This window comes from Streptomyces sp. NPDC008079 (genome assembly GCF_042957385.1).
Classification (GTDB): domain Bacteria; phylum Actinomycetota; class Actinomycetes; order Streptomycetales; family Streptomycetaceae; genus Actinacidiphila.
This window is the reverse complement of sequence record NZ_JBIBIC010000014.1, coordinates 1-25,299: the sequence shown is the minus strand read 5'-3', so window position 1 is coordinate 25,299 and position 25,299 is coordinate 1. Positions and strand designations below refer to the sequence as shown.

General features: G+C 72.4%; 24 protein-coding genes. 12 read left to right on the top strand and 12 right to left on the bottom strand.

Annotated elements, in window-relative coordinates:
- Positions 1 to 44: 44 nt before the first annotated feature.
- Entirely contained in the window at positions 45 to 1,205 is a 1,161-nt protein-coding gene (gene disA, locus ACFZAM_RS25705; protein WP_391049623.1) for a DNA integrity scanning diadenylate cyclase DisA, read from the bottom strand.
- Positions 1,206 to 1,620: 415 nt separating this feature from the next.
- Positions 1,621 to 3,006, bottom strand: coding sequence for a DNA repair protein RadA (gene radA, locus ACFZAM_RS25700; protein WP_355342306.1), 1,386 nt, complete (start codon positions 3,004 to 3,006; stop codon positions 1,621 to 1,623).
- Positions 3,007 to 3,231: 225 nt separating this feature from the next.
- Here radA and ACFZAM_RS25695 point away from each other — a divergent pair, with 225 nt between their 5' ends.
- Entirely contained in the window at positions 3,232 to 5,112 is a 1,881-nt protein-coding gene (locus ACFZAM_RS25695; protein WP_391049620.1) for a hypothetical protein, read from the top strand.
- Positions 5,113 to 5,188: 76 nt separating this feature from the next.
- Complete coding sequence (locus tag ACFZAM_RS25690) at positions 5,189 to 5,941, top strand: hypothetical protein (protein ID WP_355342312.1); 753 nt, start codon at positions 5,189 to 5,191, stop codon at positions 5,939 to 5,941.
- Between the two features lie 45 nt (positions 5,942 to 5,986).
- Here ACFZAM_RS25690 and ACFZAM_RS25685 read toward each other — a convergent pair whose 3' ends face one another.
- From ACFZAM_RS25685 to ACFZAM_RS25675, 3 genes are all read right to left on the bottom strand, one after another.
- Positions 5,987 to 6,649 (bottom strand): methylated-DNA--[protein]-cysteine S-methyltransferase, encoded by a 663-nt coding sequence (locus ACFZAM_RS25685; RefSeq protein WP_391049618.1) that lies wholly within the window; start codon positions 6,647 to 6,649, stop codon positions 5,987 to 5,989.
- Positions 6,646 to 7,143, bottom strand: coding sequence for a sigma-70 family RNA polymerase sigma factor (locus ACFZAM_RS25680; RefSeq protein ID WP_355342318.1), 498 nt, complete (start codon positions 7,141 to 7,143; stop codon positions 6,646 to 6,648). Before ACFZAM_RS25680 ends, ACFZAM_RS25685 begins: the two co-directional genes overlap by 4 nt.
- A gap of 144 nt (positions 7,144 to 7,287) precedes the next feature.
- A complete protein-coding gene (locus ACFZAM_RS25675; RefSeq protein WP_355342321.1) occupies positions 7,288 to 7,785 on the bottom strand; it encodes a methylated-DNA--[protein]-cysteine S-methyltransferase in 498 nt (165 codons plus the stop codon).
- 579 nt (positions 7,786 to 8,364) lie between these two features.
- On the opposite strand from ACFZAM_RS25675, the gene ACFZAM_RS25670 reads away from it, so the two are divergent.
- Positions 8,365 to 9,009, top strand: coding sequence for a hypothetical protein (locus ACFZAM_RS25670; protein WP_391049616.1), 645 nt, complete (start codon positions 8,365 to 8,367; stop codon positions 9,007 to 9,009).
- A 317-nt stretch (positions 9,010 to 9,326) separates the two neighbouring features.
- Here ACFZAM_RS25670 and ACFZAM_RS25665 read toward each other — a convergent pair whose 3' ends face one another.
- Positions 9,327 to 10,130 carry a hypothetical protein gene (locus ACFZAM_RS25665; protein WP_391049614.1) on the bottom strand — a complete coding sequence of 268 codons (804 nt, stop codon included), beginning with the start codon at positions 10,128 to 10,130 and terminating at the stop codon, positions 9,327 to 9,329.
- 130 nt (positions 10,131 to 10,260) lie between these two features.
- On the opposite strand from ACFZAM_RS25665, the gene ACFZAM_RS25660 reads away from it, so the two are divergent.
- The 4 genes from ACFZAM_RS25660 to ilvD all read left to right on the top strand — a co-directional run bounded on the left by ACFZAM_RS25660 (position 10,261) and on the right by ilvD (position 14,956).
- Positions 10,261 to 11,229, top strand: a complete 969-nt coding sequence (locus tag ACFZAM_RS25660) for a Ppx/GppA family phosphatase (protein WP_391049613.1) — start codon at positions 10,261 to 10,263, stop codon at positions 11,227 to 11,229.
- A gap of 248 nt (positions 11,230 to 11,477) precedes the next feature.
- Positions 11,478 to 12,272, top strand: a complete 795-nt coding sequence (locus ACFZAM_RS25655) for a sugar phosphate isomerase/epimerase (protein ID WP_355350235.1) — start codon at positions 11,478 to 11,480, stop codon at positions 12,270 to 12,272.
- Positions 12,269 to 12,964, top strand: coding sequence for a TetR family transcriptional regulator (locus ACFZAM_RS25650; protein ID WP_391049611.1), 696 nt, complete (start codon positions 12,269 to 12,271; stop codon positions 12,962 to 12,964). Before ACFZAM_RS25655 ends, ACFZAM_RS25650 begins: the two co-directional genes overlap by 4 nt.
- A 138-nt stretch (positions 12,965 to 13,102) precedes the next feature.
- Complete coding sequence (ilvD, locus tag ACFZAM_RS25645) at positions 13,103 to 14,956, top strand: dihydroxy-acid dehydratase (protein ID WP_391049609.1); 1,854 nt, start codon at positions 13,103 to 13,105, stop codon at positions 14,954 to 14,956.
- A gap of 147 nt (positions 14,957 to 15,103) precedes the next feature.
- Here ilvD and ACFZAM_RS25640 read toward each other — a convergent pair whose 3' ends face one another.
- Both ACFZAM_RS25640 and ACFZAM_RS25635 read right to left on the bottom strand, forming a co-directional pair.
- Positions 15,104 to 15,559 carry a Uma2 family endonuclease gene (locus ACFZAM_RS25640; RefSeq protein ID WP_355350205.1) on the bottom strand — a complete coding sequence of 152 codons (456 nt, stop codon included), beginning with the start codon at positions 15,557 to 15,559 and terminating at the stop codon, positions 15,104 to 15,106.
- A gap of 50 nt (positions 15,560 to 15,609) precedes the next feature.
- Complete coding sequence (locus ACFZAM_RS25635; RefSeq protein ID WP_391049606.1) at positions 15,610 to 16,785, bottom strand: LPXTG cell wall anchor domain-containing protein; 1,176 nt, start codon at positions 16,783 to 16,785, stop codon at positions 15,610 to 15,612.
- Positions 16,786 to 16,879: 94 nt separating this feature from the next.
- Between ACFZAM_RS25635 and ACFZAM_RS25630 the strand changes: the two genes are divergently transcribed.
- Positions 16,880 to 17,353 carry a hypothetical protein gene (locus ACFZAM_RS25630; protein ID WP_391049604.1) on the top strand — a complete coding sequence of 158 codons (474 nt, stop codon included), beginning with the start codon at positions 16,880 to 16,882 and terminating at the stop codon, positions 17,351 to 17,353.
- Between the two features lie 41 nt (positions 17,354 to 17,394).
- Here ACFZAM_RS25630 and ACFZAM_RS25625 read toward each other — a convergent pair whose 3' ends face one another.
- Together ACFZAM_RS25625 and ACFZAM_RS25620 are read right to left on the bottom strand one after the other, a co-directional pair.
- On the bottom strand, positions 17,395 to 17,514 hold the full coding sequence (locus ACFZAM_RS25625; protein ID WP_391049784.1) for a hypothetical protein: 120 nt from the start codon (positions 17,512 to 17,514) through the stop codon (positions 17,395 to 17,397).
- A gap of 303 nt (positions 17,515 to 17,817) precedes the next feature.
- On the bottom strand, positions 17,818 to 18,360 hold the full coding sequence (locus ACFZAM_RS25620; protein WP_391049602.1) for a GNAT family N-acetyltransferase: 543 nt from the start codon (positions 18,358 to 18,360) through the stop codon (positions 17,818 to 17,820).
- Positions 18,361 to 18,539: 179 nt separating this feature from the next.
- On the opposite strand from ACFZAM_RS25620, the gene ACFZAM_RS25615 reads away from it, so the two are divergent.
- The gene (locus ACFZAM_RS25615) at positions 18,540 to 19,031 is read left to right on the top strand and encodes a DUF1877 family protein (protein WP_391049782.1); all 492 of its coding nucleotides are present in this window, start codon (positions 18,540 to 18,542) and stop codon (positions 19,029 to 19,031) included.
- Between the two features lie 527 nt (positions 19,032 to 19,558).
- On the opposite strand, the gene ACFZAM_RS25610 is transcribed toward ACFZAM_RS25615, so the two are convergent.
- Positions 19,559 to 19,810 (bottom strand): hypothetical protein, encoded by a 252-nt coding sequence (locus ACFZAM_RS25610; RefSeq protein WP_391049601.1) that lies wholly within the window; start codon positions 19,808 to 19,810, stop codon positions 19,559 to 19,561.
- Positions 19,811 to 21,083: 1,273 nt separating this feature from the next.
- On the opposite strand from ACFZAM_RS25610, the gene ACFZAM_RS25605 reads away from it, so the two are divergent.
- The 3 genes from ACFZAM_RS25605 (at position 21,084) to proC (ending at position 23,645) form a co-directional block, all read left to right on the top strand.
- Entirely contained in the window at positions 21,084 to 21,980 is an 897-nt protein-coding gene (locus ACFZAM_RS25605; protein WP_355350223.1) for an ABC transporter ATP-binding protein, read from the top strand.
- The gene (locus ACFZAM_RS25600; RefSeq protein ID WP_355350226.1) at positions 21,977 to 22,714 is read left to right on the top strand and encodes an ABC transporter permease; all 738 of its coding nucleotides are present in this window, start codon (positions 21,977 to 21,979) and stop codon (positions 22,712 to 22,714) included. The genes ACFZAM_RS25605 and ACFZAM_RS25600 overlap by 4 nt, the downstream gene beginning before the upstream one ends.
- Before the next feature lie 112 nt (positions 22,715 to 22,826).
- Positions 22,827 to 23,645, top strand: coding sequence for a pyrroline-5-carboxylate reductase (proC, locus tag ACFZAM_RS25595; protein WP_355350229.1), 819 nt, complete (start codon positions 22,827 to 22,829; stop codon positions 23,643 to 23,645).
- 65 nt (positions 23,646 to 23,710) lie between these two features.
- Here the strand turns inward: proC and trpS are convergent, their stop codons facing one another.
- On the bottom strand, positions 23,711 to 24,712 hold the full coding sequence (gene trpS / locus ACFZAM_RS25590) for a tryptophan--tRNA ligase (protein ID WP_391049598.1): 1,002 nt from the start codon (positions 24,710 to 24,712) through the stop codon (positions 23,711 to 23,713).
- Positions 24,713 to 25,299: the final 587 nt, after the last annotated feature.

The window sequence follows — 25,299 nt, the reverse complement described above, 5'->3', positions numbered from 1 at the left end:
CGGGGCGCTTCCGGTCCCCGAGGCAGCTGACTCCAGCGGTACGCCTAGACGTACCGCTCCAGGATGGACGACTCGGCGAGGCGGGAGAGGCCCTCGCGGACGGAGCGGGCGCGGGCCTCGCCGACGCCGTCGACCGTCTGGAGGTCGTCGACGCTCGCGGCGAGCAGCTTCTGGAGGCCGCCGAAGTGCTCGACCAGGCGCTCGATGACGGTGTTGGGCAGCCGGGGCACCTTGGCGAGGAGCCGGTAACCGCGCGGCGAGACGGCGGAGTCGAGGGATTCGGGGGAGCCGGTGTAACCCAGGGCCCGTGCCACGGTGGTGAGTTCGATGAGTTCGCTCTGCGGCAGCGAGTCGAGTTCGGCCATCGCCTCGTTGACCGTACGGCTGCGCTTGGCGGTCGGCTCCGGCACGTAGTCGCGGGCGACCAGTTCTCGCTCGGGCTCGACGCCCGCGATCAACTCGTCCAGTTGCAGGGCGAGAAGCCGTCCGTCGGTGCCCAACTCGATGACGTACTCGGCGATTTCGGTGGCGATCCGGCGGACCATCTCCAGGCGCTGGGCGACGGCGGTGACATCGCGCACCGTCACCAGGTCCTCGATCTCCAGCGCGGACAGCGTGCCCGCGACCTCGTCGAGGCGCAGCTTGTACCGTTCGAGGGTGGCCAGCGCCTGGTTGGCGCGGGAGAGGATCGCGGCGGAGTCCTCCAGGACGCGGCGCTGCCCGTCCACGTAGAGCGCGATCAGCCGCATCGACTGGCTGACCGAGACGACGGGGAAGCCGACCTGTTTGCTGACCCGGTCGGCGGTGCGGTGCCGGGTGCCGGTCTCCTCGGTGGGGATGGTCGGATCGGGGACGAGCTGGACGCCCGCGCGCAGGATCTTCGTCATGTCCTTGTCGAGGACCAGCGCGCCGTCCAGCTTGCACAGCTCGCGCAGCCGGGTCGCGGTGAACTCCACGTCCATCACGAAGCCGCCGGAGCACAGTGACTCCACGGTCTTGTCCATGCCCAGCACGATGAGGCCGCCGGTGTTGCCGCGCAGGATGCGCTCCAGGCCGTCACGGAGCGAGGTGCCGGGTGCGACGGCGCTCAAAGAGGCGCGCATCAGCCCGGCGTCGGCGCCGAAAACCCCGCCGGACCTGCCGGGGGAGTCGCCCGATGCCCTTCGGGCCGGGGGAGGGCCCCCTGCCCGGTCATTGGCTGCCACTCTGCAATCCTCCGGTCGCTACGGATGCCCAATGGGCGAGACCAGGGCAAAGTTTACGGCTTCCGGGGGGCGCGGCGCGGGCCGGACGGCTCCTACCGGGGTCCCACGACGGTCCTATGGGGGTCCCGCGACGGCGCGCGGGCTCTCCCGGGAGCGCGCGCGAGGCCCCGCACGACCGTGTGCCGGGCCTTCCGTGACTGTACGCCGCGCGCAACCCGAACGGGTGCCGGGTGTTCCCCGGAACCGCGAGCCGGGCGTTCTCCGGGAAGGGGTGCGGGGCCGATCCCCGTGCCCGCGAGCCGGGCGCCCGCGGCCGTACAGCCGTACCCTGCGGCCGTACGGCCGTACGAACGCGGACGTCTGCACAGCCGTACGGGCACCGGCGTCCGCGGCCGTACCGGCGTACGCCGTGGCGCTACGACCGTGCGGTCCGCTTCGGCAGGGCCCGCAGCGCGTCCCCTATGTCCGCGACCTCCACCACCTTCATGCCCGCCGGGATCTTGCCGGGGTCCGGCGGTACCAGGGCGTGGGTGAAGCCGAGCCGGGCCGCCTCCGACAGGCGGCGCTGCACGCCGGTGACGCGCCTGACCTCACCGGCCAGGCCCACCTCGCCGATCGCCACCAGGTTCTTCGGGAGCGGGGTGTCGATGGCGGCGCTGGCCAGCGCGAGCGCCACCGCGAGGTCGGCGGCGGGCTCGGTGAGCTTCACGCCGCCCACGGTCGCGGTGTAGATGTCCTGCTTGCCGATGGCCTTGATCCGGCCGCGCTGTTCGAGCACCGCGAGCATCATCGACACGCGCGAGTTCTCCAGACCCGAGGTGGTGCGGCGCGGCGAGGGGATCTGGGTGTCGACGGTCAGCGCCTGCACCTCGGCGACCAGCGGGCGGCGGCCCTCCAGGGTCACGGTCAGGCAGGTGCCGGGCACCGGCTCGTCGCGCCGGGTGAGGAAGAGGCCGGACGGATCGGCCAGGCCGGTGATGCCCTCGTCGTGCAGTTCGAAGCAGCCGACCTCGTCCGTGGCGCCGTAACGGTTCTTGATGCCGCGGATCAGCCGCAGCCGCGCGTGCCGGTCGCCCTCGAAGCTGAGCACCACGTCCACCAGGTGCTCCAGCAGCCGCGGGCCCGCGATCGAGCCGTCCTTGGTGACGTGGCCGACCAGGATGGTCGACATCCCGCGGTCCTTCGACGCCCGGATCAGCGCGCCCGCGACCTCGCGGATCTGCGCGGTGCCGCCGGGCGCGCCGTCCAGTTCGGCCGACGCGACGGTCTGCACGGAGTCCAGCACCAGCAGCGCCGGCTTCACGTCGTCCAGGTGACCGAGAACGGCCGAAAGATCCGTCTCCGCGGCCAGATACAGATGGTCGGCGAGCGCGCCGATCCGGTCCGCGCGCAGCCGTACCTGCGAGGCGGACTCCTCACCGGTCACGTACAGCGTCGCGCCCTGCGCGCTGGACGCCTTCGCCGCCACGTCGAGCAGCAGCGTGGACTTGCCGACGCCGGGCTCGCCCGCGAGCAGGACGACGGCGCCGGGCACCAGGCCGCCGCCGAGCACGCGGTCCAGCTCCGGCACGCCCGTGGAGCGCGCGGTCGCCTGCCGCCCGTCGACCTGGCCGATCGGCCGCGCCGCCGTCGTCACCCGGCCGGGAGCGGTGGTCCGTACGGCGGGCGCGGCACCGAACTCCTCCACCGTCCCCCACGCCTGGCACTCGCCGCAGCGGCCCAGCCACTTCAGCGCCGTCCACCCGCACTCGGTGCAGCGGTAGGAGGGACGGTCCTTCGAGACGGTCTTACGGGCAGCCATGCCGCCCACCGTAGCGGGAGGGTCCGACAAGGCGGCCGGACCGGCTCCTGCGGCTGCCGGGGGCGCTCAAGGGGGCGTGCGGCGCGGACATCGAGCGCGCGCACGTGCGTTCACTCGTAAGAATGACGGAGCTGTCCCCTTTTGGGCAGCATCACTACCCATAAGGATTAATGCACGCCAGGAGAGCTGAACCGGGGGCCGTACCGGGCCTACCGTCGCCCGGTGATGAGCAGGCAGGAGACCCCCACCCAGAACCAGACGACCGGCGCACACCGCAAGCACCGCGCGCCGGCCGGCCGGGCCGCCCGCAAGGACACGCCGGGCGGCGAGGCGCCGCGCACCGAGGCGCCGCGTCCGGAGGGACCGCGCGTGGAGGGAGCGCGCGTGTCCCGCAAGGAGGCCCGCGGCGACGCGCGCAAGGCCGCCCGCAAGGAGCCGTCGCGCAAGGACACCCGCAAGGACGCCCGCAAGGACGCCCGCAAGGATGTCCGCCGGGAAGCGACGCACAAGGCGCACGACCGTCAACGCCCGCACGGCACGCTCCCCATGCAGCCGCCCGCGCACTACGAGCCGTATCTGGACGGCCTGTTCACGTACTGCCTGTCGATCCTGTGCGAGCACGACGCGGCGGCCGGGGCGCTCGGCGAGGTGCTGGCGCTCGCCGAACGGCAGCGCGGCCACCTGCGCGACCCGAAGCTGCTCCGCCCCTGGCTGTACGCGCTCGCCCGCTGGACCTGCCTGCGCCGGCTCGCCGCCGGGCCGCCGGAGCCGCCGAGCACGTCGGTCGCCGTCGCCGAGCAGCGGCACGCCCAACTCGCCGCGCTCGCCTGGCCCGAGGCCGCGGGCACCACGCCCGAGCAGCGCGAGGCCCTGGAGTTGGCGGTCCGCCACCAACTCCCGCCGCACGAAGTCGCCGCCGTCCTCGGCATCGACGCCGACACCGCGCGCGGCCTGCTCGCCCGCGCCGCCTGCGAGGTGGAGCGGACCCGCACCGCGCTGTCCGTCGTGGACACCGGCAACTGTGCCGCCCTCGCCCAGATCGCGGGCGAGACCAAGGTGTTGCTCGGTACGGCGCTGCGCACGGAACTCGTCAGGCACGTCGACGACTGCCCGGTGTGCAGGCGTACGGCGGAACGCGTCGTCGCCGCGGGGCCCTGGCCGGGGGCCTCGGGCGTACCGGGCGCTCCGGGGGCCGGGTCCACCGCCGTGCTCGCCCTCATCGAGGCGCCGCGCTCGGCCGCGTACGCCGCCCTGCTGCACGCCATGGACGCCGGGGCCGGGCGCTCCCGCGACGCCACCCCGCGCTTCGACCGGCGCGGCTTCCCCATGGACCTCAAGGACCGCGCCGCCCGCCGCGCGCAGCTCAGGCACCGGGCCGTCACCAGTACGGTCGTCGCGGCCGTCGTCGCCGCGCCCGTACTCGCCCTGTGGGCCGCCTACCACGCGGCGCCGCTCGGCGCCGACGCGCCCGGCACGGACCGCGCCGCCAGCGAGCCCGACGGTCTCAACGGCGACCCGTACCAGGAGGCGGGCAGCTCCCGGCAGGCCCCCGACCCCCAGCACTCCGGCGGTACGGACACCCCGGCGCCGGTCCTCACCACGACCGTCTCGACCGACCCCACGGCCGCCGGCTCGGCGTCCCCCGGCGGCAGTACGCTCACCGTCACCGCCAGCGGCACCACCGTCACCCTGACCGCGCGCGGCGCGGCCCCCGTGCACTGGACGGCCGACACCGCCGCGTTCTGGATCCGGCTCTCCGCGACCTCGGGCGACCTGCGGCCCGGAGAATCGGTCACTCTCACCCTGAGCGTCGACCACGCCCTGGAGCCCTCCGGCTCCTGGACCGCCCGCATCGCCTTCTCCCCGGCGCACGCGACCGTGATCCTGCGCGGCTCCTCCACCCGCAATGTGCCGCCGCCCGCCTCCGACTCCCCGACCACCCCGCCGCCGTCCTCGTCCTCCCCGACGACGCCCCCGCCGACCACGCCTCCGCCGACGACCCCGCCGCCCACCACCCCGCCCCCGACGACACCTCCGCCGACGACCGCGCCGCCCACGACCGACGCCCCCAGCACCGCGCCGGAGTCGCCGAGCCCGGCCGGATAGCCGTACGGCGAGAGGGTGTTACTCCTGAGTAGCCGTACTCATGCCGGGCCGCCCGCGCGGCGGGACGATGAGCGGCATGGGGAAATTCACCGGCACGGTCGTGGTCACCCTCGTCACCGTCGGAACACTCGCCGTCGTCCACGCCGTCGGCGCACCGCTGTCCACCGTCCTCGGCACCGCCGCGGGCCTGCTCGGCCTGCTCTGGCTGCTCCTTCTGCTGACCGTGCCGTGGAACCTCTACTTCCGCGCCCACGCCGTCCTCGCCGAGATCCGGACCAGCCGCGAAAAGGGCCTGACCGTCTCCCCGGAACGCGACACCGAGGCCGGGCGGATCGCCCGCCTGATGCTGCGCGTCGCCCTCGCGGGACACCTCGTCACGGCCGCCCTCGCGGTCGCCGTCGCCGCGGCGACCGGCCGCGCCGCAGGCTACTGGCTCGCCGGATTCTTCCTGCTGAGCACCGTCTTCCGGCCCGCGGGCGCCTGGTTCGCGGCGCTGCGGCGCCGCCTCGGCACCCTCTTGAAGGACGTCACCTACCCGCGCGACGACGTCCTCGCCCTGCGCGCCACCGTCACCCGCGTCGAGAGCGGCGCCAAGGTCCTGGAGGGCAAGGCCGAGGAGCAGTACCACGCGCTCGGCGAACTCCGGTCCGCGGTCGACGCGTTGGGCCTGTCGGTCTACGCGCGGGCCGACGGGACCGACCGCCGGATCGCCGCGCTGGCGCGGGAGTTCGAGGCGACGGTGAACCGGCTGACCGACAACACCGAGATCATCGCCGGTCTGAAGGCGTTTCTGCGGCTGCTGCGGACGGAGGACGGGGTGCTGCCGTAACGGCCATGGTCCGTACGGCCGTTGACGCGGGACGTCACGCCCGCCTCAGGCGGCCGTCTCCAGCTCCAGCAGCAGGTGCTTGGCGTCGGCGCCGCCCGCGTACTGCCCGGCCGAACCGTCCGAGCGCACCACCCGGTGGCACGGCACCACCAGCGGCAGCGGGTTGAGCGCGCACGCCGTACCCACCGCGCGGACCGCCCGCGGACTGCCCGCCGCCGCCGCCACCTGCGCGTAACTCGCCGTCCTGCCGTACGCGATGTCGGGCAGGTGCGTCAGCACCTCGCGCCTGAAGCCCTTCGACAGCCGCCAGTCCAGGGGGACTTCGAAGCCGCGGCGCTGCCCGGTGAAGTACTCGTCGAGCTGGCGGCTCACCGCGTCCAGCCGCCGCGGGGCGCGCAGCACCCGCGGGCTGATGGTGTCCGCGAGCTGCTGGAGCACCGCCGCGTGGTCCTGCACGGCGAACGCCACGCGGACCAGGCCCTTCTCGGTCGCCGCCAGCAGCAGCGGGCCCACCGGGCTGTCCAGCGTCCGGTACGCGACGTCCAGCAGCCCGGCTTGCCCGGCTTCCGCCGCCAGGCGCTCGTGGAGCCGGTCCATCGTCGCGTCGTCCTGCGCGGCGAGGGCTTCCAGGAGCTGGGCGGCCGTGTCGTTCGTGTCCTGCACGTCCTGCACGTCCTGCGTGTCGTTCGTGTCGTTCGCGTCCTTCATGAGGGGTCTCCTCCTCCCGCGGTGTCCCGCGGATAGCTGCGGCGCAGGGCCTTCACCCCGTCGGCGGCGGCCCTGCGCGCCGCGTCCGGGCTGCCGCCCGTCACGGCGGCGATGTCCTTGTACGGCAGGCCCGCCAGGTAGTGGTACGCGACCGTCTGTCGCTGCCGCTCCGGCAGCGCCTTCAGCGCCGTCCACAGATCCGGGTCCCAGTCCTCGGGCCGCCCGGTGCGGCTCGCCCGCTCGGGCAGCTCCGCCAGCGGTGTCGCGCGGCGCGCGTTGCCCCGCGTGATGTCGACGGCCTTGCGGTGCGCGATGGTCACCAGCCACGCCTCGACGTTCGCGTCCGCGGGCAGCTCCGGGTACGCCCGCAGCGCGGCCAGGAAGGTCTCCGACCACGCGTCCTGCGCGTCGTGCGGGCCCACGACGGCCCGGACCACCCGGAGCACCATCGGCCCGTGGTCGGTCACGATCTGTTCGAACAGTGGCTTGCTCACATGGGGTAAACGCGTGGGGGCGCCGAAACGTGAGGTGGCTTTCGCGGGGGGCTTTTGGACCTGCGGTCCGCTTCGGAACTGCGGTCCGCCGCGGAACTGCGGTTCGCTTCGGAGGTGCGGTTCGCCGCGGAACTGCGGTTCGCTTCAGAAGAGGCGGTCCGCCGAGGCGGCGTCGGGCTCCTCCAGTTCCAGCAGGTACCGCTTGCGGGCGAGGCCGCCCGCGTAGCCGCGCAGGTTTCCGTCGGCCGCCACCACGCGGTGGCACGGGACGATCACCGACAAGGGGTTCAGGCCGTTCGCGGCGCCGACGGCCTGGGAGAGGGAAATGTCGCCGAGCTGGCGGGCGAGGTCGCCGTAGGAGCGGGTTTCTCCGTACGGGATGCGGGTCAGCAGGGTCCAGACGCGGCGCTGGAACTCGTTGCCCTCCGGGGTCAGTTCGAGGTCGAAGGTGTGCCGGGTTCCGGCGAAGTATTCCTTGAGCTGGTGGCGTACGTCGTCGAAGGATTCGTCGGCGCGTTCGCCGAAGGTGGTTTTGTTGGGCCTTCGTTTGTGGCCCTCGAAGTAGAGCCCTACGAGGGCGGGGCCCTCGCGGACCACTGTCAGGTCGCCTACGGGGGAGGCGATCACCGCGTGTGTCCTCATCTTGCTTATTTTTCTCGCCCGCCCGCCCGTGCGGGTGCTTTCTTCGTCTGCGGGTGCCGCTTGTGCCTGGTCGGTGCCGGTCCGGGGCACCTCCTCGGGCGACGAACGTGCACCCACTTCGAAAACGTCCAGCCCTTGTCCGTTCGTCCCCCTGCGGGGGCACCCCGGCCCGTCCCCTCCTCGCCCGTCGGCGTCCGCCTGTCCGGTGGGGGTGGGGGGGAGGGGGTGGGTGGGCTTGGGTACGTCGGCGTCCGCCTGTCCGCTGTGGCTGGGGGGGGGAGGGGGTGGGGGGCTTGGGTACGTCGGTGTCCGCCTGTCCGGTGGCAGTCGGCGGAGGGGGGTGGGTGGGCTCGGGTGGGGCGGGGGCTAGCATCCGGGGGCATGGGGACGCGGGGGTGGCGGCTTGGGGCCGTGGTGGGGGTGGCGGTGCTGGCGGGGGTGGCTGCCTCGGGGCCGGAGCGGGCGGAGGCGGTCCGTGCGACGGTGGGGCTTGGGCCGCTTCCGGCGGATCGTTATAACTACACGCCCGAGGACTATCAACGGGAGAAGCGGGCAACGGCGTTGCTGGTCCGGCAGTGCATGGCGAAACGCGGGCACGCGGACTTTCCGCTCGATCCGCGCTACCCCGTCGACCCCACCGTGCTCACCGCGGTCAGCACTGGCTACGGCGCACTCGACCTCGCCAACGCGAGCCGCTGGGGCTACGGATGGGACCCGGCGAAGTCCACTCCCACGCGGCCGCAGGGCCGTCGGATGACCCAGGCCGAGTACGCGGACTTTCCGGCCTGCAACGTGGAGGCGAACCGGCGGCTGATGCGCGGGATCGACGTCAAACGGGACTGGCTCTACGCGAGCACGCGCTCGGTCGAGATCGACAAGGCCGTCAAACGCGATCCCCGCTTGCTCGCGGCCTGGGACGCGTGGTCCCGCTGCGTGGCCGGCCAGGGGTTCGCCCGCTACTCCGACCCGCTCGCGGCCTTCGGGGACAAGGCGTGGCATCGCGGCAGCGACGGCAACACCACGCACACCCCGACCGAGCGGCGCACCGCCGTCGCCGACGTCACCTGCCAGCGCCGCCACCACACCGCCCAACTCCTGCACGCCGTACGCGCCCAGCAGCAGACCGCCGACATCGCCGCCCACCAGGACCGCTACACCGCCGGCCTCCACGCCCTCCAGACCTTCCGGTCCACCATCTCCGACACCCTCCGCCACCTCGGCTGACGACACCCCGCAAAGCGCCTCCCCCCCGAACATCGAACACGTCCCCTTTGACCACCGTGTGGGGCGTCAACCCCCCCCCGCAGCCCCCGTGCCCGGCCCCATCCACCCCCACGAACCGTCGGGCGCCGACGCACCGGAGGGGACGGTGCGGGGTGCCCCCGCAGATTTGCGTGCCGACAGGGCGTTGACGGATGCGCGGGAGCAGGCAGCACGCAGCTCGAGGAGGTACCCCGTACCGGGACCGACCCCACGCACAAGAGGGCGCCCGGACGGTGCCGGGACCGACCCCCCCAGCCGCCCCCACGCACAAGAGGGCCCTAGGAAGCGGGGTCGGCGGGGTGGGGGGCCAGAAGAGGAAGGTGGGGGGTGGACAGGCGGGACTCGCACAGCGCAGCGAGCACGGCGTAGGCGTCGGGACCCATGAGTTCCGTCAGCTCCGGGCGGTACGACACGTAGACCGGGTCACCGGCACCGTGCGCGGACGTCGCCGACGTGCACCACCAGTGCAGGTCGTGGCCCCCCGGCCCCCACCCCCGCCGGTCGTACTCCCCGATCGACACGACCAGCACCCGCGAATCGTCCGGCCGGTCCACCCAGTCGAAAGTCCGCCGGATCGGCAACTGCCAGCACACGTCCGGCTTCGTCTCCAGCGGCTCGCGCCCCTCCCGCAGGGCCAGCGCGTGCAGCGCGCACCCCTGGCCGCCCGCGAACCCGGCCCGGTTGGAGAAGACACACGCCCCGTCCACGACACGCGTCTGCCGCTCGCCCTCCTCGTTCTCCATCGCCCACGCGCCGTCGGCGCCCTCGGCGTGGAACTGCCACGTCTCCGGCGTGAGCCTGGCCACATGCCCGGCCACCCGCTTCTCGTCGTCGTCGTCCGAGAAGTGCGCGCCCAGCGAACAGCACCCGTCGTCCGCGCGCCCCGCCACGATCCCTTGGCAGCCGCTGCCGAAGACGCACGTCCAGCGCGAGGTGAGCCACGTGAGGTCGCAGCGGAAGACCTGCTCCTCGTCGGCCGGATCGGCGAATTCGACCCAGGCGCGGGCGAAGTCCAGCCCCACCTCGTCGCGGACCGTGCCTGCACTCTTCTTCTTGGCCTTGAGGGCCTTCACCTTCGCCACGCGCCCAAGAGTAAGACCGGAATGCGCCGAATGGTCGCCAACGGGTCGCGGATCGCCCGCGCGCCACCGCCCGGCGGCCCCGCGCGGCCCGCGGAACGGACACCCACGTCGGCGCGCTAGCGTCTTGCCCATGCGACTCGGAGTGCTCGACGTGGGTTCCAACACCGTCCACCTGTTGGTGGTGGACGCGCACCCGGGCGCGCGCCCGCTCCCCGCGTACTCGCACAAGGCGGAGCTGCGCCTGGCCGAACTCCTCGACGAGCACGGCGCGATCAGCGCCGCCGGCGTCGACCGCCTGGTCGCCACGATCGCGGACGCGCTGCGCGTGGCGGAGGACAAGGGCGCCGAGGACGTGCTGTCCTTCGCGACCTCCGCGGTGCGGGAGGCGGCGAACGGCGAGGCCGTCCTGGCCCGGGTGGACGCGGAGACGGGCGTACGCCTCACCGTCCTGTCCGGCGAGGACGAGTCGCGGCTGACGTTCCTCGCCGTACGCCGCTGGTTCGGCTGGTCGGCCGGGCGGCTGCTGGTGCTGGACATCGGCGGCGGGTCGCTGGAGGTCGGCTACGGCATGGACGAGTACCCGGACGCGGCCGTGTCCCTGCCGCTCGGCGCGGGACGCCTGACCGGTGCGTGGCTGCCGGGCGACCCGCCGACCGCCCACGACGTACGGTCGCTGCGCAGGCACGTACGCGCCGAGATCGCCCGTACGGTCCCGGACTTCGCCCGCTTCGGCCGGCCCGACCACGCGGTGGGCACGTCCAAGACGTTCAAGCAGCTCGCCAGGCTCGCGGGCGCGGCCCGCTCCGCCGACGGCCTGTACGCCCAGCGCCGGCTGCGGCGCGGCGCGCTGGAGGAGTGGGTGCCGCGGCTCGCGGAGATGACGGCGGCCCAGCGCAGCACCCTGCCGGGCGTCTCGGTCGGCCGGGCCGGGCAGCTCCTGGCGGGCGCCCTGGTCGCGGACGCCGCGATGGACCTCTTCGGCGTCGAGGAGCTGGAGATCTGCCCCTGGGCCCTGCGCGAGGGCGTCATCCTGCGCAAGCTCGACCTGATGGTGAACGACGCCGGACCGGGGGCGGCCCTGGCCCGCTGGGGCGACTGAGCCGGTCCGCCGCGCCCGCCGCGCCCCGCCGTGAGATCGGCGACAGTCCCCCCGCACCCCCCGGCACCTGCCCCTTCCGCCCCGGCCGCCGCCGTACGCTGTTTCCCGTGGCTGAACCAGCGGGCCGGAAGACGGACGGCCGGACGACGGACGCCGCCCTGAGACGCGAATGGCGTACGGGGCAGCGCGCGCAGCACGCGCGGGAACGTCTCGCCCCGACCGCGGGGCCCCGCGGCGGCACGTCGAAGATCGTCCTGTCCACCGCCTCCGTCTACCCGGCCTCCACCGCCACCGCCTTCGAGATCGCCGCCCGCCTCGGCTACGACGGCGTCGAGGTGATGGTGTGGACCGACCCGATCAGCCAGGACGTGGACGCGCTGCGCCGCCTGTCGGACTTCCACCGGATGCCGATCCTGGCCGTCCACGCGCCGTGCCTGCTGATCGCGCAGCGCGTCTGGTCCGCCGACCCGTGGGTCAAGCTCCAGCGGGCCCGCGCGGCGGCCGAGACGCTGGGCGCCTCGACCGTCGTGGTGCACCCGCCGTTCCGCTGGCAGCGCGGCTACGCCAGGGACTTCGTCGCCGGGATCTGGCGGATGGCGGACGAGACGGACGTACGGTTCGCGGTCGAGAACATGTACCCGTGGCGCTACCGGGACCGCGAGATGCAGGCGTACGCGCCCGACTGGGACGTCACCAACGACGACTACCGCCACCTGACCGTGGACTTCTCGCACGCGGCGACCTCCCGTACCGAGCCGTTCGCGCTGATGGCGAGGATGGCCGAGCGGATGGTGCACGTCCATCTCGGCGACAGCACGGGCTCCGCCAAGGACGAGCACCTGGTGCCGGGACGCGGGAATCTGCCGTGCGCGGAGCTGCTGGCGGCGCTGGCGGCGAGCGACTACGACGGCCATGTGGTGGTCGAGGTGACCACCCGGCGGGCGATGTCGAGGGCCGAGCGCGAGGCCGACCTGGCGGAGGCGCTGGCCTTCACCCGGCTGCACTACGCGACACCGGCGCCGGTCGGCGGTGGTCCGGCGTGAGTACGGCGAAGGCGTCCCCCGGCTTCCCGGAACCCGACGAGCCCCAGGAATCCGAGGGCCCCCAGGAGTCCGGCAAGCCGGCCGGCCGCCGCCGCGGCCGTCCCGCGGGCACCAAGGCCGGGACCGCCGAGACCCGTGACCGTATCCTCGCCGCCGCCCGCGAGGAGTTCTCCGCCCGCGGCTACGACAAGACCTCCGTCCGCTCGATCGGCAAGGCGGCGGGCGTCGACTCCGCCCTCGTCCACCACTACTTCGGCACGAAGGAACAGATCTTCGGCGCCGCCATCGAGCTGTCCTTCGCGCCCGCCATGAACATCCCCGACCTCGTCGTGGCGGGCGGCGTCGACGGCATGGGCGAGCGGGTGGCCCGGCTGATGCTGCGGATCTGGGAGAACCCGGTCTCGCGCGAGCCGCTGCTGGCCATCGTCCGGTCCGCGGTCACCAACGAGACGGCCGCCGCGGTCTTCCGCGGCCTGGTCAGCCGCCGCGTCCTGGCCCGCCTCGCGGGCGGCCTCGACGTGCCCGACGCCGAGTTCCGCGTGCAGCTCGCCGCCGCCCAGCTCGTCGGGATCATCATGCTGCGGTACATCGTGCGGGTGGAGCCGATGGCCTCCGCCGACCCCGAGGACATCGTCGCCATGGTCGGCCCGGTCCTCCAGCGCTACCTCACCGCCGCCGACGTCCACCCGTAGGACCCCGCCCCCGTACAGCCCCATGGGACCGCACGTCCCGCATACCGGACCGAACGTCCGGATCCTGGGCGACGGGCGTACCCTCGATGCTCTAGTACGGAGCAGTACGAGCCAAGTGAACCCAAGGGAGTGGACACCGTGCCCGAGCTGAGGTCACGTACGGTCACCCACGGCCGCAACATGGCGGGCGCCCGCGCGCTGATGCGCGCCTCCGGCGTCGCCAACAGCGACATCGGGAAGCCGATCATCGCGGTCGCCAACAGTTTCACCGAGTTCGTACCGGGTCACACGCACCTTCAGCCCGTCGGCCGGATCGTCTCCGAGGCGATCCTCGCGGCGGGCGCGGTGCCGCGCGAGTTCAACACGATCGCCGTGGACGACGGCATCGCGATGGGCCACGGCGGCATGCTCTACAGCCTGCCGTCCCGCGACCTGATCGCCGACTCCGTCGAGTACATGGTCGAGGCGCACTGCGCGGACGCGCTGATCTGCATCTCCAACTGCGACAAGATCACCCCGGGCATGCTGATGGCCGCGCTGCGCCTCAACATCCCGACCGTCTTCGTCTCCGGCGGCCCCATGGAGGCCGGCAAGGCGACGCTGGTCGACGGCACCGTCCGCAAGCTGGACCTGATCAACGCCATCGCGGACGCCGTCAACGAGAACATCTCGGACGAGGACATCCTCCGTATCGAGGAGAACGCCTGCCCGACCTGCGGCTCCTGTTCCGGCATGTTCACCGCCAACTCGATGAACTGCCTCACCGAGGCCATGGGCCTGGCCCTGCCCGGCAACGGCTCGGTCCTGGCCACGCACACCGCCCGCAAGGCGCTGTACGAGAACGCCGGCCGCACCGTCGTGGAGCTGACCAAGCGGCACTACGAGCAGGACGACGCGTCCGTGCTGCCGCGCGCCATCGCCACCCGCGCCGCCTTCGACAACGCCATGGCGCTCGACATCGCCATGGGCGGCTCCACCAACACGATCCTGCACCTGCTGGCCGCCGCCCAGGAAGCCGAGCTCGACTACGGCCTGGACGACATCAACGCCGTCTCGCGCCGCGTCCCCTGCCTGGCCAAGGTCGCGCCGAACGTGGCGCCCGGCGGCACGTACTACATGGAGGACATCCACCGGGCCGGCGGCATCCCCGCCATCCTCGGCGAGCTGTACCGCGGCGGGCTGCTCAACGAGGACGTGCACACCGTCCACTCGCCCTCCATCAAGGAGTGGCTCGACGCCTGGGACGTGCGCGGCGGCTCCGCCTCCGACGAGGCCGTCGAGCTGTGGCACGCGGCGCCCGGCTGCAAGCGCTCCGCCGAGGCGTTCTCGCAGTCCGAGCGGTGGGACACCCTGGACACCGACGCCGCGGGCGGCTGCATCCGCGACGTCGCGCACGCCTACTCCGCCGACGGCGGCCTGGCCGTGCTGCGCGGCAACCTCGCCCTGGACGGCGCGGTCGTGAAGACCGCGGGCGTGGACGAGTCGATCTGGACCTTCGAGGGCCCGGCCGTCGTCTGCGAGTCGCAGGAAGAGGCCGTCGACAAGATCCTCGCCAAGCAGGTCAACCCCGGCGATGTCGTCGTGATCCGCTACGAGGGCCCGCGCGGCGGCCCCGGCATGCAGGAGATGCTCTACCCCACGTCCTTCCTCAAGGGCCGCGGCCTCGGCAAGGTCTGCGCCCTGGTCACCGACGGCCGCTTCTCCGGCGGCACGTCGGGCCTGTCCATCGGCCACGCCTCACCCGAGGCGGCCTCGGGCGGCACCATCGCCCTGGTCGAGGACGGCGACCGCATCCGGATCGACATCCCCAACCGCTCCATGGAACTCCTGGTGTCCGAGGAGGAGCTGGCCGCCCGCCGCGAAGCCCTCGGCGGCGTCTACGCCCCGCGCGACCGCACCCGCAAGGTCTCCACGGCCCTGCGCGCCTACGCGGCCATGGCCACCAGCGCCGACCGCGGCGCCGTCCGCGACATCACCAAGCTGGAGCGCTGACACCGGCAGCGCACGCACGACGCCCCCGCACCGTGACCCGGTGCGGGGGCGTCGTGCGTACGGCCGCGCTGTGCCTGGACGTACGCGTATCCGTGCGGGGACGGGCACATGTTCGTGCACGTTGACGCGCACGCGTACGGGTCGACGTCAGAGGTGGTCGATGCCCGTGAGGTCGACGTTGATGCGGTACGGGACCTGGACGGTCAGCTCCTCGCGGTGCACGCCGGTGAGGGCGTACGAGTGCGAGGCCGGATCCCACTCGTGCACGTAGACCATCGGGCGCTCGGTCTCGGTGTCCTCCTCCACGCGCCACAGGTGCGTGACCCCCGCTTCCTCGTACGGGTGAGGCTCGCTCTCGTCGGCGTCGGCGGGCAGGACTTCCACGGCGAGGACGACAACGTTCTCCGCCTCCGCGCCGACCACGACGATGTCCGGTTCGGCCACCGTGCGCTCGTCCACGACCACCGCCACGTCCCTGCGCACCCGCAGGTGCGCGGGGAGTGTACGGCGGAGGCTGTGCGTCATCAGATACCGCGCCAGCGTGCGGAATCGCTCCTGCCGCGCGGGGTTCTCAGCGGCGTGCGCCGTTAATTTTCCTTCCATGGACAGTAAGTATGACCCCTGGGCAGAGAATGACGCTGGCATATGCCAAATCAGAGGTGCCGGCCGCGCCTCGCCCGGGCGGTCCTGAACACGAGGAAGCCGCCGAGGAGCAGCGATCCGCCGGCGAGTCCCGCTGCCCATCCGACCTCGGCGCCGGTGTGCGGGAGGGTGTCGCCGCCGGGGGTGGTCCAGGTTCCGGTGGGCGTCGGCGGGGGAGTGGTGCCGGCCGTCCCCGACGGGTCCGGGGAGGTGGTGGGCGGGGTGGTCGGTGATGTCGTGGGCGGGGTGGTGGGCGGTGGGGTCGTGCCGCCGGTTTCCGGGCCGGTCGGGGTGGGCGTCGTCGGCGTCGTCGTCGCGGTGGTCGGCGGTGTCGTCGTCGGTGGCACCGGCGTCGTCGAGTCGACCGAGTTCGTCGGGGTCGGGGTGGTGGTCTCGCAGGTGACGGCGACGTGGCCGAGGCGGAGGTCGACCAGCGGTCCCGCGTACGCCGGGGCGCCGCTCGTGTCGGTGAACGTGCCGCTGACGGTGATGTCGACGCCCGCGTCCGCGCTGGTGGCGGCGGTCGGGGCGCCGCCGGGCGGGTGCTGGTACGGCTCGTACGTCACGGTGAGCGTGCCGCCGCCGATGCCGGAGGCGCCGATCTCCGCGCCGGTCACGTCGAAGGTGGTCGTCCCGACCGGGACGGTGTGGCCGAGTACGTCGATCACCCCGCCGTCCGTCCGCGCGTACGCGAGCGCGTACGGGCCCACCGGCGGCGGCACGCACTCCGCGTACGCGTCCAGCGACCCGACGCTGACGAAGTCCTTGGAGTTCAGGCCGAGCGTGAAGCCGCCCGCCTGGGCCTGCGCGGAGGTCTTGCCCGGACCCGCGTCCGTACGGGCCGTGACCGCGCCGATCACCGTCAGGTGCGACAGCACGCCGGACGGGTCGGAGAAGTCACCGCCGTCCGGACCGCCGTCCGGGGCGGAGGAGGCGTGGCCGTACCGGCCGTGGAAGGCGCTCAGGCCGAGCGGCGGGGCGGGTGCGAGGGTGAGGTCGACCAGGGAGCTGGTCGCCGCCTCGGCCGCGCGGGGGCCCGCGGCCGTCGCCGCGCCGGACCCGGCGGCCAGGGTGCAGGCGGCGGCGGTGAGGGCGGCGGCGCCCAGGCCGAGGAGGAGGTGGGGGGCGGGGGGACGGCGTCGGAGCCCGGGCGAGGCCGGGGGGACGTCTGACCGGATGTCTGACATATCGTCAGGAAAACGCATCGCGTCGTGCGATTCGTCGACCGTCGGCCGAACGGGTGTGTCAGGGAACGTCCCGTTCTGGGTCATAATCGATGGCGTGGACGAGGTGAGCGAAGTGAAGCGGCGGGTTGGCGGGGGCGGTGGCGGAAGCGGCGGGGTGGCCGAGGGGGTGCCGCGGCCGGAGCCGATCCGTTTCTTCGGGACGACGTGGGTCGCGCACGACGGCGGATACGCCTGGCGGCGGGCCGGGCTCGCGGTCGGGTCCCTCGTCGCCATCGCGGTGGGGGCGGCGGTGCTGCGGTTCGGCTTTCAGGGGCTGGCCGACGCCGACGTCGGACCCTTTGTGACGTTTCTGGCGGTGGCCGGGTTCGCCGTGTGCAGCGCTCTCGCTTTCCAGCGGACGTGGCGGGGGTTTTCGCGGCGGCGGGAGGCGGGGGCCGAGCAGGGACTTCTGGCGATCGGCTTTCTCGGCGTGCTCCTCGCCTATTTCCTTCGGGCCTTCACCGAAGCGCCGGGGGAGGCGCTGCACCGCGCCGAGCACGCGACCGCCTCGGCACGCCGCCGGTCCTAGGGCCTGTCCGGCCGGGCGGTGGGCGCATATCCCGGTCGTCGCTATGACGTCTCCCTGGCCACCCGGGTGAGTACCGCTTGGCGCAGGCCGGCGGGTTCCACTTCCAGGGCCGCCAGTACCTCGAGGCCGCGGCCTTCTCCCGCCGCCAGCAAGCCGAGCAGGACGTGCTATGTACCGATGAAGTCGTGTCCGAGGGCGATGGCCTCGTCCTGGGACAGCACCACAGCGCGCCGCGCGCGGTCGGTGAAAAACTCGAACCCCTCTACTCCTCCTTGCGGGTGCCGCTTGTGCCTGGTCGGTGCCGGGCCGGGGCACCTCGGGCGACGAACCTGCGGGCACCTGCGCCTGCTTCTGGCCTTGTCCGTTCGTCCCCCTGCGGGGGCACCCCGGCCCGCCCCCTCCTCGCCCGTCGGCGTCCGCCTGTCCGTTGTGGCTGATGGGGGGAGGGGGTTACTTGCGCGGGGTCACCCTCGGCGCGTCCACAGGCCGAACCACTGCTCGGCGCCGTACTCCTCGAAGCGTTCGACCTCGGTGAATCCAAGCTTTTCCGCGACGCGCAGCGATGCCGTATTGGCGGTCTGGGTGCAGAGCACCACCGGCTCGCCGGGGAGCGCTTCGGCGGCCCAGTTGAGCGCTGCCGCGCAGGCTTCGGTGGCGTATCCGTGGCCCCACGCCTCGGGCAGGAACATGTAGCCGAGTTCGGGTTCCTCGCCCTCCGGACGGACGTGCCCTTTGCTCCCGGCGCCGTGCCGGTCGATCGTGACGATGCCGATCATCGCCCCGTCGAGGTCGACCACGAAGAGCCCGTGCCGCCGCCTTGGCGTCTCGGGCACCGCCCGCTCCATCTCGTCCCGCTCCCGGGGCCCTCCCACATAGGTCCCCACCTCCGCCGAACAGAACAGCTCAATCACCGCCCCCCGATCCCCCGCCTCCGGCTCCCTCAACCAGAGCCGCCCCGTCCGAATCCCGTCACCCGGCCACCCCTCCACCCACCCCAACTCCCCCATCCCCCCAACCTATCCCCGCCCCCACCCAACCCCCCGGATGTCTCTGGCAGGTTCTTCTGGGACCACTGCAGCAGGTAGTTCGGGCTCCAGGTTGTGGCAGGTTGATCTGGCTCCAGCTGCCCCTCAGTGCTCCTGGGCATCGCAGTGTCGGTGGTGCCTCGTACTCTGCGCGGGTGAGCATGAATGGTGAGTACTTGCGTGTAACACCGGCCGAGCTGGCCAGGGCAGTCAAGGACCCGGACTGGGCGTTCGAGTACGTCATGGAGATCATGGAGACAGACGGCATCAATGACGTCGCTCCCTCAGATGCACGGCAGCTATCGACTCACAAGGCGTTCGACGCCATCGCATTCCTCCTCGAACGCGCGAGTTTCCCCGTGGACATCGTTCATGGCGGGCAGACGTTCACCAGCGAGGACTGGGGCTATGGGCCGGCCAAGTACCTGGACGCGGACCAGGTCAAGCTCGCCGCCGGAGTCCTGGCCGGCTTGTCCTTCCAGGACTTGATCCGGGACGTGGATCCCGAGCAGATGACGGCCGCGCAGATCTACCCGCTCCTGTGGGATGAGGCCGACGCCCTGGAATGGGTGCGTGGGTGGTTCGACCCGCTGGTTCCGTTCTTCGGCGCCGCCGCCCAAGCAGGCGAGGCCATGCTGGTCTGGCTCGACTGAGTCGTGCAGCTCCGCCTCGGCAGAGGATTCCTGGCAGCCACTGGCCGGCCGCTCGGCCCTGCGCCTCGCCCGCTTTCGAGTGAATCCAGGTACTTTGTTCGACAGCCGCGCCTGGGTGTGATCCAGTGATCACGGCCTGTCGGGGGCCGTGGCTGCGGTCATGGTTGTGTCGGGAGGCCGAGGTTGGCGCTGTCGCGGGTCGAGCTGTTCGCAAGCATTCGTCGGGACACCGCAAATCGAAGCGGAGGCCCGCGAAGGCCGGGTCCACCAGGACGGGATGGTCCCGCAGATCCACCTGCCGGGCGAGAAAGCCGAGGTGGACTTCGCGGACGTGTGGGCCCGGCTGGCCGGCACCACGGTCAAGTGCCACCTGTTCACGCTGCGGCTTTAGTACTCGGGCAAGGCCGTCCGCCGGGTCTTCGCCTTCGAAGCGCAGGAAGCCTTCCTGGAAGGCCACGTCGAAGCTTTCCGCGTGCTGGGAGGGGTGCCGACCAGGCACATCCGCTACGACAACCTCAAGCCGGCGGTCAAACCAGGTCTGCACCGGCCGCAGCCGAGTGGAATCCGAACGCTGGGTGGCCTTCCGCTCCCGCTACGGCTTCGACGCGTTCTACTGCATCCCCGGTCAGGAAGGCGCCCACGAGAAGGGCGGGGTGGAACAGGAGGGCGGCCGGTTCCGCCGCACCCACTTGGTCCCCGTTCCCGACGTCGCCTCGCTCGCCGAGCTGAACGAGCGGATCGCCGAGATCGACGCCGCGGAGGACGAGCGGATCCTGCACGGTCGGCTCACCTCGGTCGGCTTCAACTACCGCTCCGAGGCCGATGAGCTCGCGCCGCTTGGCGGGCGAGGACTTCGAGTGTGGGCTGACCCTGACGCCCAAGACGGCGGACCGTCATCCGCAGCCGTGCCGGAGGGGGCGGGTACCCACCCCCCTCCGCCCACCCCACGGCGAACCGCCCCCACCCCCTCCCCCCACCCACGGGGGACCGTCAGGCGCAGACGGGCCGGAGGGGACGGGGCGGGGTGCCCCCGCAGATTTGCGTGCCGACAGGGCGTGGACGAATGGGAAAGGGGCAGGCAGCACGCAGCTCGAGGAGGTGCCCCGGCCCGGGACCGACACCAAGGACAGGGCGGTGGGCAAAGGAAAGGTGCCCGGGGGGAAAGACCCCCCAGGCACCGAGGTGCGCCGACATTGCGACACGGGTGACGTCAGGCGCTCAAGAAACGTCAAGCGCTCAAAAGACTGAAGCGCTCAAGACGTCAAAGCCTCAGGCACGCCGCGCAGCCGAAACGGTCCCGACGGCTCCCACGACAGCCGCCACGACAGCCCCGTGCCAGACCCCGGTCCAGAGCGACCCGAAGAACCCCTGACTGGTCAGGACCTCCCGAATAACGAAGTCGCTGACAAGCATGAGCGCCCCGGGCACAGCCGCCACCCGCCACGGATGCTCCCGCGCCCACCTCCGTATCCGGTGATCCCGCCCCCGCGCGCCCCCGGAGTACCCGAGCACCGCCCCGGCCCCGCCCACGCAGTAGAAAAGCAGGGCGCCCACGGACAGCGCCCCGGCCAGAATGCCGAGCCCGAAGTGCCCGTGCACGAGGTGCAGGGCAAGCGACACCCCACCCCCGATCGCACCGACGGCAGCGGCCGGCCGCCAAGGTCCAAGCGTCGCCGAGGCCACGGCCAACTGCCGCTTCTCAACGCGCGATGCAGCAACTTCTCGGGATGAACGCCTCATACCGCAACGATCCTTCGCCCCCACCGCGTACGCCATAGGGGATGACCCTGACCGACCCCGGACCCCCGACCAGGACACCGACCCCCGGGCCCAGGAACCCCGACCCCCGGGCCCAGGAACCCCGGCCCCAGGAACCCCGGCCATCCGGATGAGGACACCGACCCCCCGGCCCAGGAACACCGCCCCCCGACCAGGCTCCCCGGCCCAGGAACCCCGGCCCCCCACCGAGCCGCCGCCAGGCCCCCCGAAAACCCACCCCCTCCGGAGGAGCACGGCTTGACGCGCACCCCGTCACGGGTGTTTATTCATCACATGATGAATAAAGCCCCCGGACCCGCCATCGAGGCCGCCGGCCTCCGCGTCGTACGCGGTGGCCGCACCGTGCTCGACAACCTCTCCTTTACCCTCCCGCCCGGCCGAATCACCGGCCTCCTCGGACCGAGCGGCTGCGGAAAATCCACGCTGATGCGAGCGATCGTCGGCTCGCAGGCCCACGTCACCGGCACCCTCAACGTGCTGGACCACCCGGCGGGCCACCGCAGCCTGCGCCCGCGCCTCGGATACGTGACGCAGGCGCCGTCGGTCTACTCCGACCTCACCGCCCGGCAGAATCTCGACTACTACGCCGCCGTCCTCGGCATCGCGCACCGCGACCGCGCCGCCCAGGTCGAACGCGCCCTGACGGACGTCAACCTGATGTCGCACGCCGACAGCCTCGCCGCCAACCTCTCCGGCGGCCAGCGCGGCCGGGTCTCCCTCGCGGTGGCCCTCCTCGGCGAGCCGGAACTGCTCGTGCTGGACGAGCCGACGGTCGGCCTCGATCCGGTGCTCCGCAGGGATTTGTGGGAACTGTTCCACCGGCTGGCCGACGAGCGCGGCGCGACCGTACTCATCTCGTCGCACGTCATGGACGAGGCGGAACGCTGCCACCGCCTGCTGCTGATGCGCGAGGGCCGCATCCTCGCCGACGACACCCCCGACGCACTGCGCGAGCGCACCGGCTCCGACACCGTCGAAGAGGCGTTCCTGCGCCTGGTCGACGCGGCCAACGACGAAGCCAGCGGCGCGAGCGATGCCAAGGGCGGCGACGCCAAGGGCGGCCAGGCCGAGGGCGCGAGCGGCGCCTCTCAGCAGAAGCCCCCCGCACAAGCCAGTGCCAGTGCCAACGAATCCGCCGAGTCCACCCCCACAGAATCGACCGCGCGATGAACCTCGACCGCACCTTCGCCACGGCCCGCCGCGTCCTGCGCCAGCTCAGCCACGACCCGCGCACGATCGCCCTGATGCTCGTCGTCCCGTGCGTGCTGCTGACACTGCTGAAGTACGTCTTCGACGCCAGCCCGCAGACGTACAACTCGGCCGGCGCCTCGCTCCTCGGCATCTTCCCGCTGATCACGATGTTCCTGGTCACGTCGATCGCCACGCTGCGCGAACGCACCTCGGGCACCCTGGAGCGGCTGCTGTCCATGCCGCTGGGCAAGGCCGACCTGCTCGCCGGGTACGCGCTCGCGTTCGGCGCCGTCGCCGTCGTCCAGGCCGCGCTCGCCACCGGCCTGTCCGTCCTCGCGCTCGGCCTCGACGTCACCGGCTCGGCGTGGCTGCTGCTGGTCGCCGCGCTCGCCGACGCCTTCCTCGGCACCGCGCTCGGCCTGTTCGTCAGCGCCTTCGCGTCCAGCGAGTTCCAGGCCGTGCAGTTCCTGCCCGCCGTGCTGCTCCCGCAGATCCTGCTCTGCGGCCTGTTCGTCCCGCGCGGCGACATGCAGCCGGTCCTCAGCGGCCTGTCGAACGTGCTCCCCATGTCGTACGCCGCCGACGCCACCACCCAGATCGTCCACCACACGGGTGTCACCGGCGACTTCGTACGCGATCTGATCATCGTCGCCTGCTGCGCCCTCCTGGCCCTCGGCCTGGGCTCGGCCACCCTGCGCCGCCGCACCACCTGAGCCGCACCACCTGAGCCGCACCACCTGAGCAGAGCCACCCCGGTTGCCCGGACGTACGACCGAAGGGCGGACGCGGCCCGCTTGCCCCGTCCGCCCCTGCGAAGATGACCCCATGACCGCCCAGAAGCAGAAAGTCGCCGTTCTCGGCACCGGCAAAATCGGCGAAGCCCTCCTCTCCGGCATGATCCGCGCCGGATGGGCCCCGGAGGACCTGCTGGTCACCGCCCGCCGCCCCGAACGCGCCGAGGAACTGCGCGCCCGTTACGGCGTCGAGGCCGTCACGAACGCCGAGGCCGCCAAGGCCGCCGACACCCTCATCCTGGCGGCCAAGCCCCAGGACATGGGCGCCCTGCTGGACGAGCTGGCCGCGCACGTACCGGCCGACCGCCTCGTCATCAGCGCCGCCGCCGGCATCCCGACCGCCTTCTTCGAGGAGCGGCTCGCGGACGGCATCGCGGTCGTACGCGTCATGCCGAACACCCCCGTGCTCGTGGACGAGGGCATGTCCGTGATCTCGGCGGGCCGCCACGCCACCGAGGCCCACCTCGCCCGTACCGAGGCCATCTTCAAGCCGGTCGGCAAGACCCTCCGCGTCCCGGAGAAGCAGCAGGACGCCGCGACCGCCCTGTCCGGTTCCGGACCCGCGTACTTCTACTACCTGGTCGAGGCCATGACCGACGCGGGCATCCTGCTCGGCCTCCCGCGCGCCCAGGCCCACGACCTCATCGTCCAGTCCGCGATCGGCGCCGCCGTGATGCTCCGCGACAGCGGCGAGCACCCGGTCAAGCTCCGCGAAGCCGTCACCTCCCCGGCGGGCACCACCATCAACGCCATCCGCGAGCTGGAGAACCACGGCGTACGCGCCGCCCTCCTCGCCGCCCTCGAAGCCGCCCGCGACCGCAGCCGCGAGCTGGCCTCCGGCAACGGATGACCCGGCTCGACGGGTACGGCCGCGGGTAGCGAGGCGGCACGGGAGCAGTACGGATACGGCCGCGGCTACGTGAGCGGCAGCAGCCCCACCGCCCGGTAGGCCGCGTCAACGGTCGGCCGGGCCAGCGCCCGCGCCGCCGCCGCGCCGTCCCGCAGCACCCCGTCCACGTACGACGGATCGGCGCTGAACTCGGCGTGCCGCGCCCGCAACGGCCGCAGCAGCTCCACCACCGCCTCCGCCGTGTCCCGCTTCAGGGCCCCGTACGCCGTGTACTCCCCGGCCAGCGTCTCCGGCTCCTTGCCCGTACAAGCCGCCAGGATGTCCAGCAGATTCGCGACGCCCGGCCGCGCCTCGCGGTCGTACTCCACCTCGCCGGCCCCGCTGTCCGTCACCGCCCGCATCACCTTCTTGGTGATCGCCTCGGGCTCGTCGAGCAGGTAGATGATCCCGGCGGTGGCGTCGTGCGACTTGCCCATCTTGCCGGTGGGGTCCTGGAGGTCCATGACCCGCGCGGCCACGGCGGGCCGTACGGCGCGGGGCACGACGAACGTCCGCCCGTACCGCTGGTTGAACCGCTCCGCCAGCACCCGCGTCAGCTCCACATGCTGCGTCTGGTCCTCGCCGACCGGCACCTCGTCGGCGCCGTACGCCAGGATGTCCGCCGCCATCAGCGCCGGGTACGTGAGCAGCGACAGCCGTACGCTCTGCCCGGCCGCCTGCGCCCGCGCGGACTTCTCCTTGTACTGGATCATGCGCCGCATCTCACCGTCGGTGGCCACGCACTCCATGACGTACGACAGCCGCGCGTGCTCGTCGACGTGGCTCTGCACGAACACCGTGCACACCTGCGGATCGAGCCCGGCCGCCAGCAGCAGGCTCGCCGCCTGCCGGGTGAGCCGTCGCACCCGCGCCGGATCGTGGTCGACGGTGAGCGCGTGCAGGTCGACCACGCAGAACAGCGACTCCGCCCGGTGCTGGTCCTCGTCCGCCCACCGCCGGATCGCGCCGAGGTAGTTCCCCAAGGTGAGGTGCCCGGTCGGCTTGACCCCACTGAAAATCCGCGTCATGACTGCTGTCTCCTGGTCCTGGTCGGGTTCGCGGGACCACCGCCCACCGCGGCCGGGACAACAGAAAACGGCCGCCGAGGCGGCGGCCGTTGGATGCATACGTGACTCCTGGCCGCCCTAGGCGGCCCACCACTGAGAGGTGCACGCATGCGATGTCATACGACCCACAGTAGCCCTCCGGCCACCGCCAGGGCACCGAGTTGACACTCTCCGGACCCGTGCGTAACGTTCTCCGGGTTGTCCGAGCGTGAGCGCCGACTCCGGTCGGTCCCCGGACGACCATTCCGCAGCAAACAAACGAGCGACTACGGCATGCCGTGGCGTTCACTTGTGCGCATTCGGAATGGGGCGGGAACGGAAAGCGGCCGATTTGGTTCGACCGCCGAAGTTCAGCTAATGTCTCACTCGTCGGAACGGCCGAACAGCCGGAAAGACAAGCCCCGCTGACTGGGGGTCAGGCACTGGAAAGCGTCTGATAGAGTCGGAGACACGACGAAGGGAAAGCCCGGAGGGCCGGTGAAACGGTCTGAAGGAAGCTTCCGTTCCTTGAGAACTCAACAGCGTGCCAAAAGTCAACGCCAGATATG

Coding starts and splice junctions, on each gene's coding strand:
- ACFZAM_RS25670 (WP_391049616.1), top strand. CDS start 8,365: ATGGCGAAACGCGGGCACGCGGACTTTCCGCTCGATCCGCGCTACCCC.
- ACFZAM_RS25605 (WP_355350223.1), top strand. CDS start 21,084: ATGATGAATAAAGCCCCCGGACCCGCCATCGAGGCCGCCGGCCTCCGC.
- ACFZAM_RS25640 (WP_355350205.1), bottom strand. CDS start 15,559: ATGGAAGGAAAATTAACGGCGCACGCCGCTGAGAACCCCGCGCGGCAG.
- ACFZAM_RS25675 (WP_355342321.1), bottom strand. CDS start 7,785: ATGAGGACACACGCGGTGATCGCCTCCCCCGTAGGCGACCTGACAGTG.
- trpS (WP_391049598.1), bottom strand. CDS start 24,712: ATGACGCGGATTTTCAGTGGGGTCAAGCCGACCGGGCACCTCACCTTG.
- ACFZAM_RS25685 (WP_391049618.1), bottom strand. CDS start 6,649: ATGAAGGACGCGAACGACACGAACGACACGCAGGACGTGCAGGACGTG.
- radA (WP_355342306.1), bottom strand. CDS start 3,006: ATGGCTGCCCGTAAGACCGTCTCGAAGGACCGTCCCTCCTACCGCTGC.
- ACFZAM_RS25690 (WP_355342312.1), top strand. CDS start 5,189: ATGGGGAAATTCACCGGCACGGTCGTGGTCACCCTCGTCACCGTCGGA.
- proC (WP_355350229.1), top strand. CDS start 22,827: ATGACCGCCCAGAAGCAGAAAGTCGCCGTTCTCGGCACCGGCAAAATC.
- ACFZAM_RS25600 (WP_355350226.1), top strand. CDS start 21,977: ATGAACCTCGACCGCACCTTCGCCACGGCCCGCCGCGTCCTGCGCCAG.
- ACFZAM_RS25695 (WP_391049620.1), top strand. CDS start 3,232: ATGAGCAGGCAGGAGACCCCCACCCAGAACCAGACGACCGGCGCACAC.
- ACFZAM_RS25620 (WP_391049602.1), bottom strand. CDS start 18,360: ATGGGGGAGTTGGGGTGGGTGGAGGGGTGGCCGGGTGACGGGATTCGG.
- ACFZAM_RS25635 (WP_391049606.1), bottom strand. CDS start 16,785: ATGTCAGACATCCGGTCAGACGTCCCCCCGGCCTCGCCCGGGCTCCGA.
- ACFZAM_RS25615 (WP_391049782.1), top strand. CDS start 18,540: ATGAATGGTGAGTACTTGCGTGTAACACCGGCCGAGCTGGCCAGGGCA.
- ACFZAM_RS25660 (WP_391049613.1), top strand. CDS start 10,261: ATGCGACTCGGAGTGCTCGACGTGGGTTCCAACACCGTCCACCTGTTG.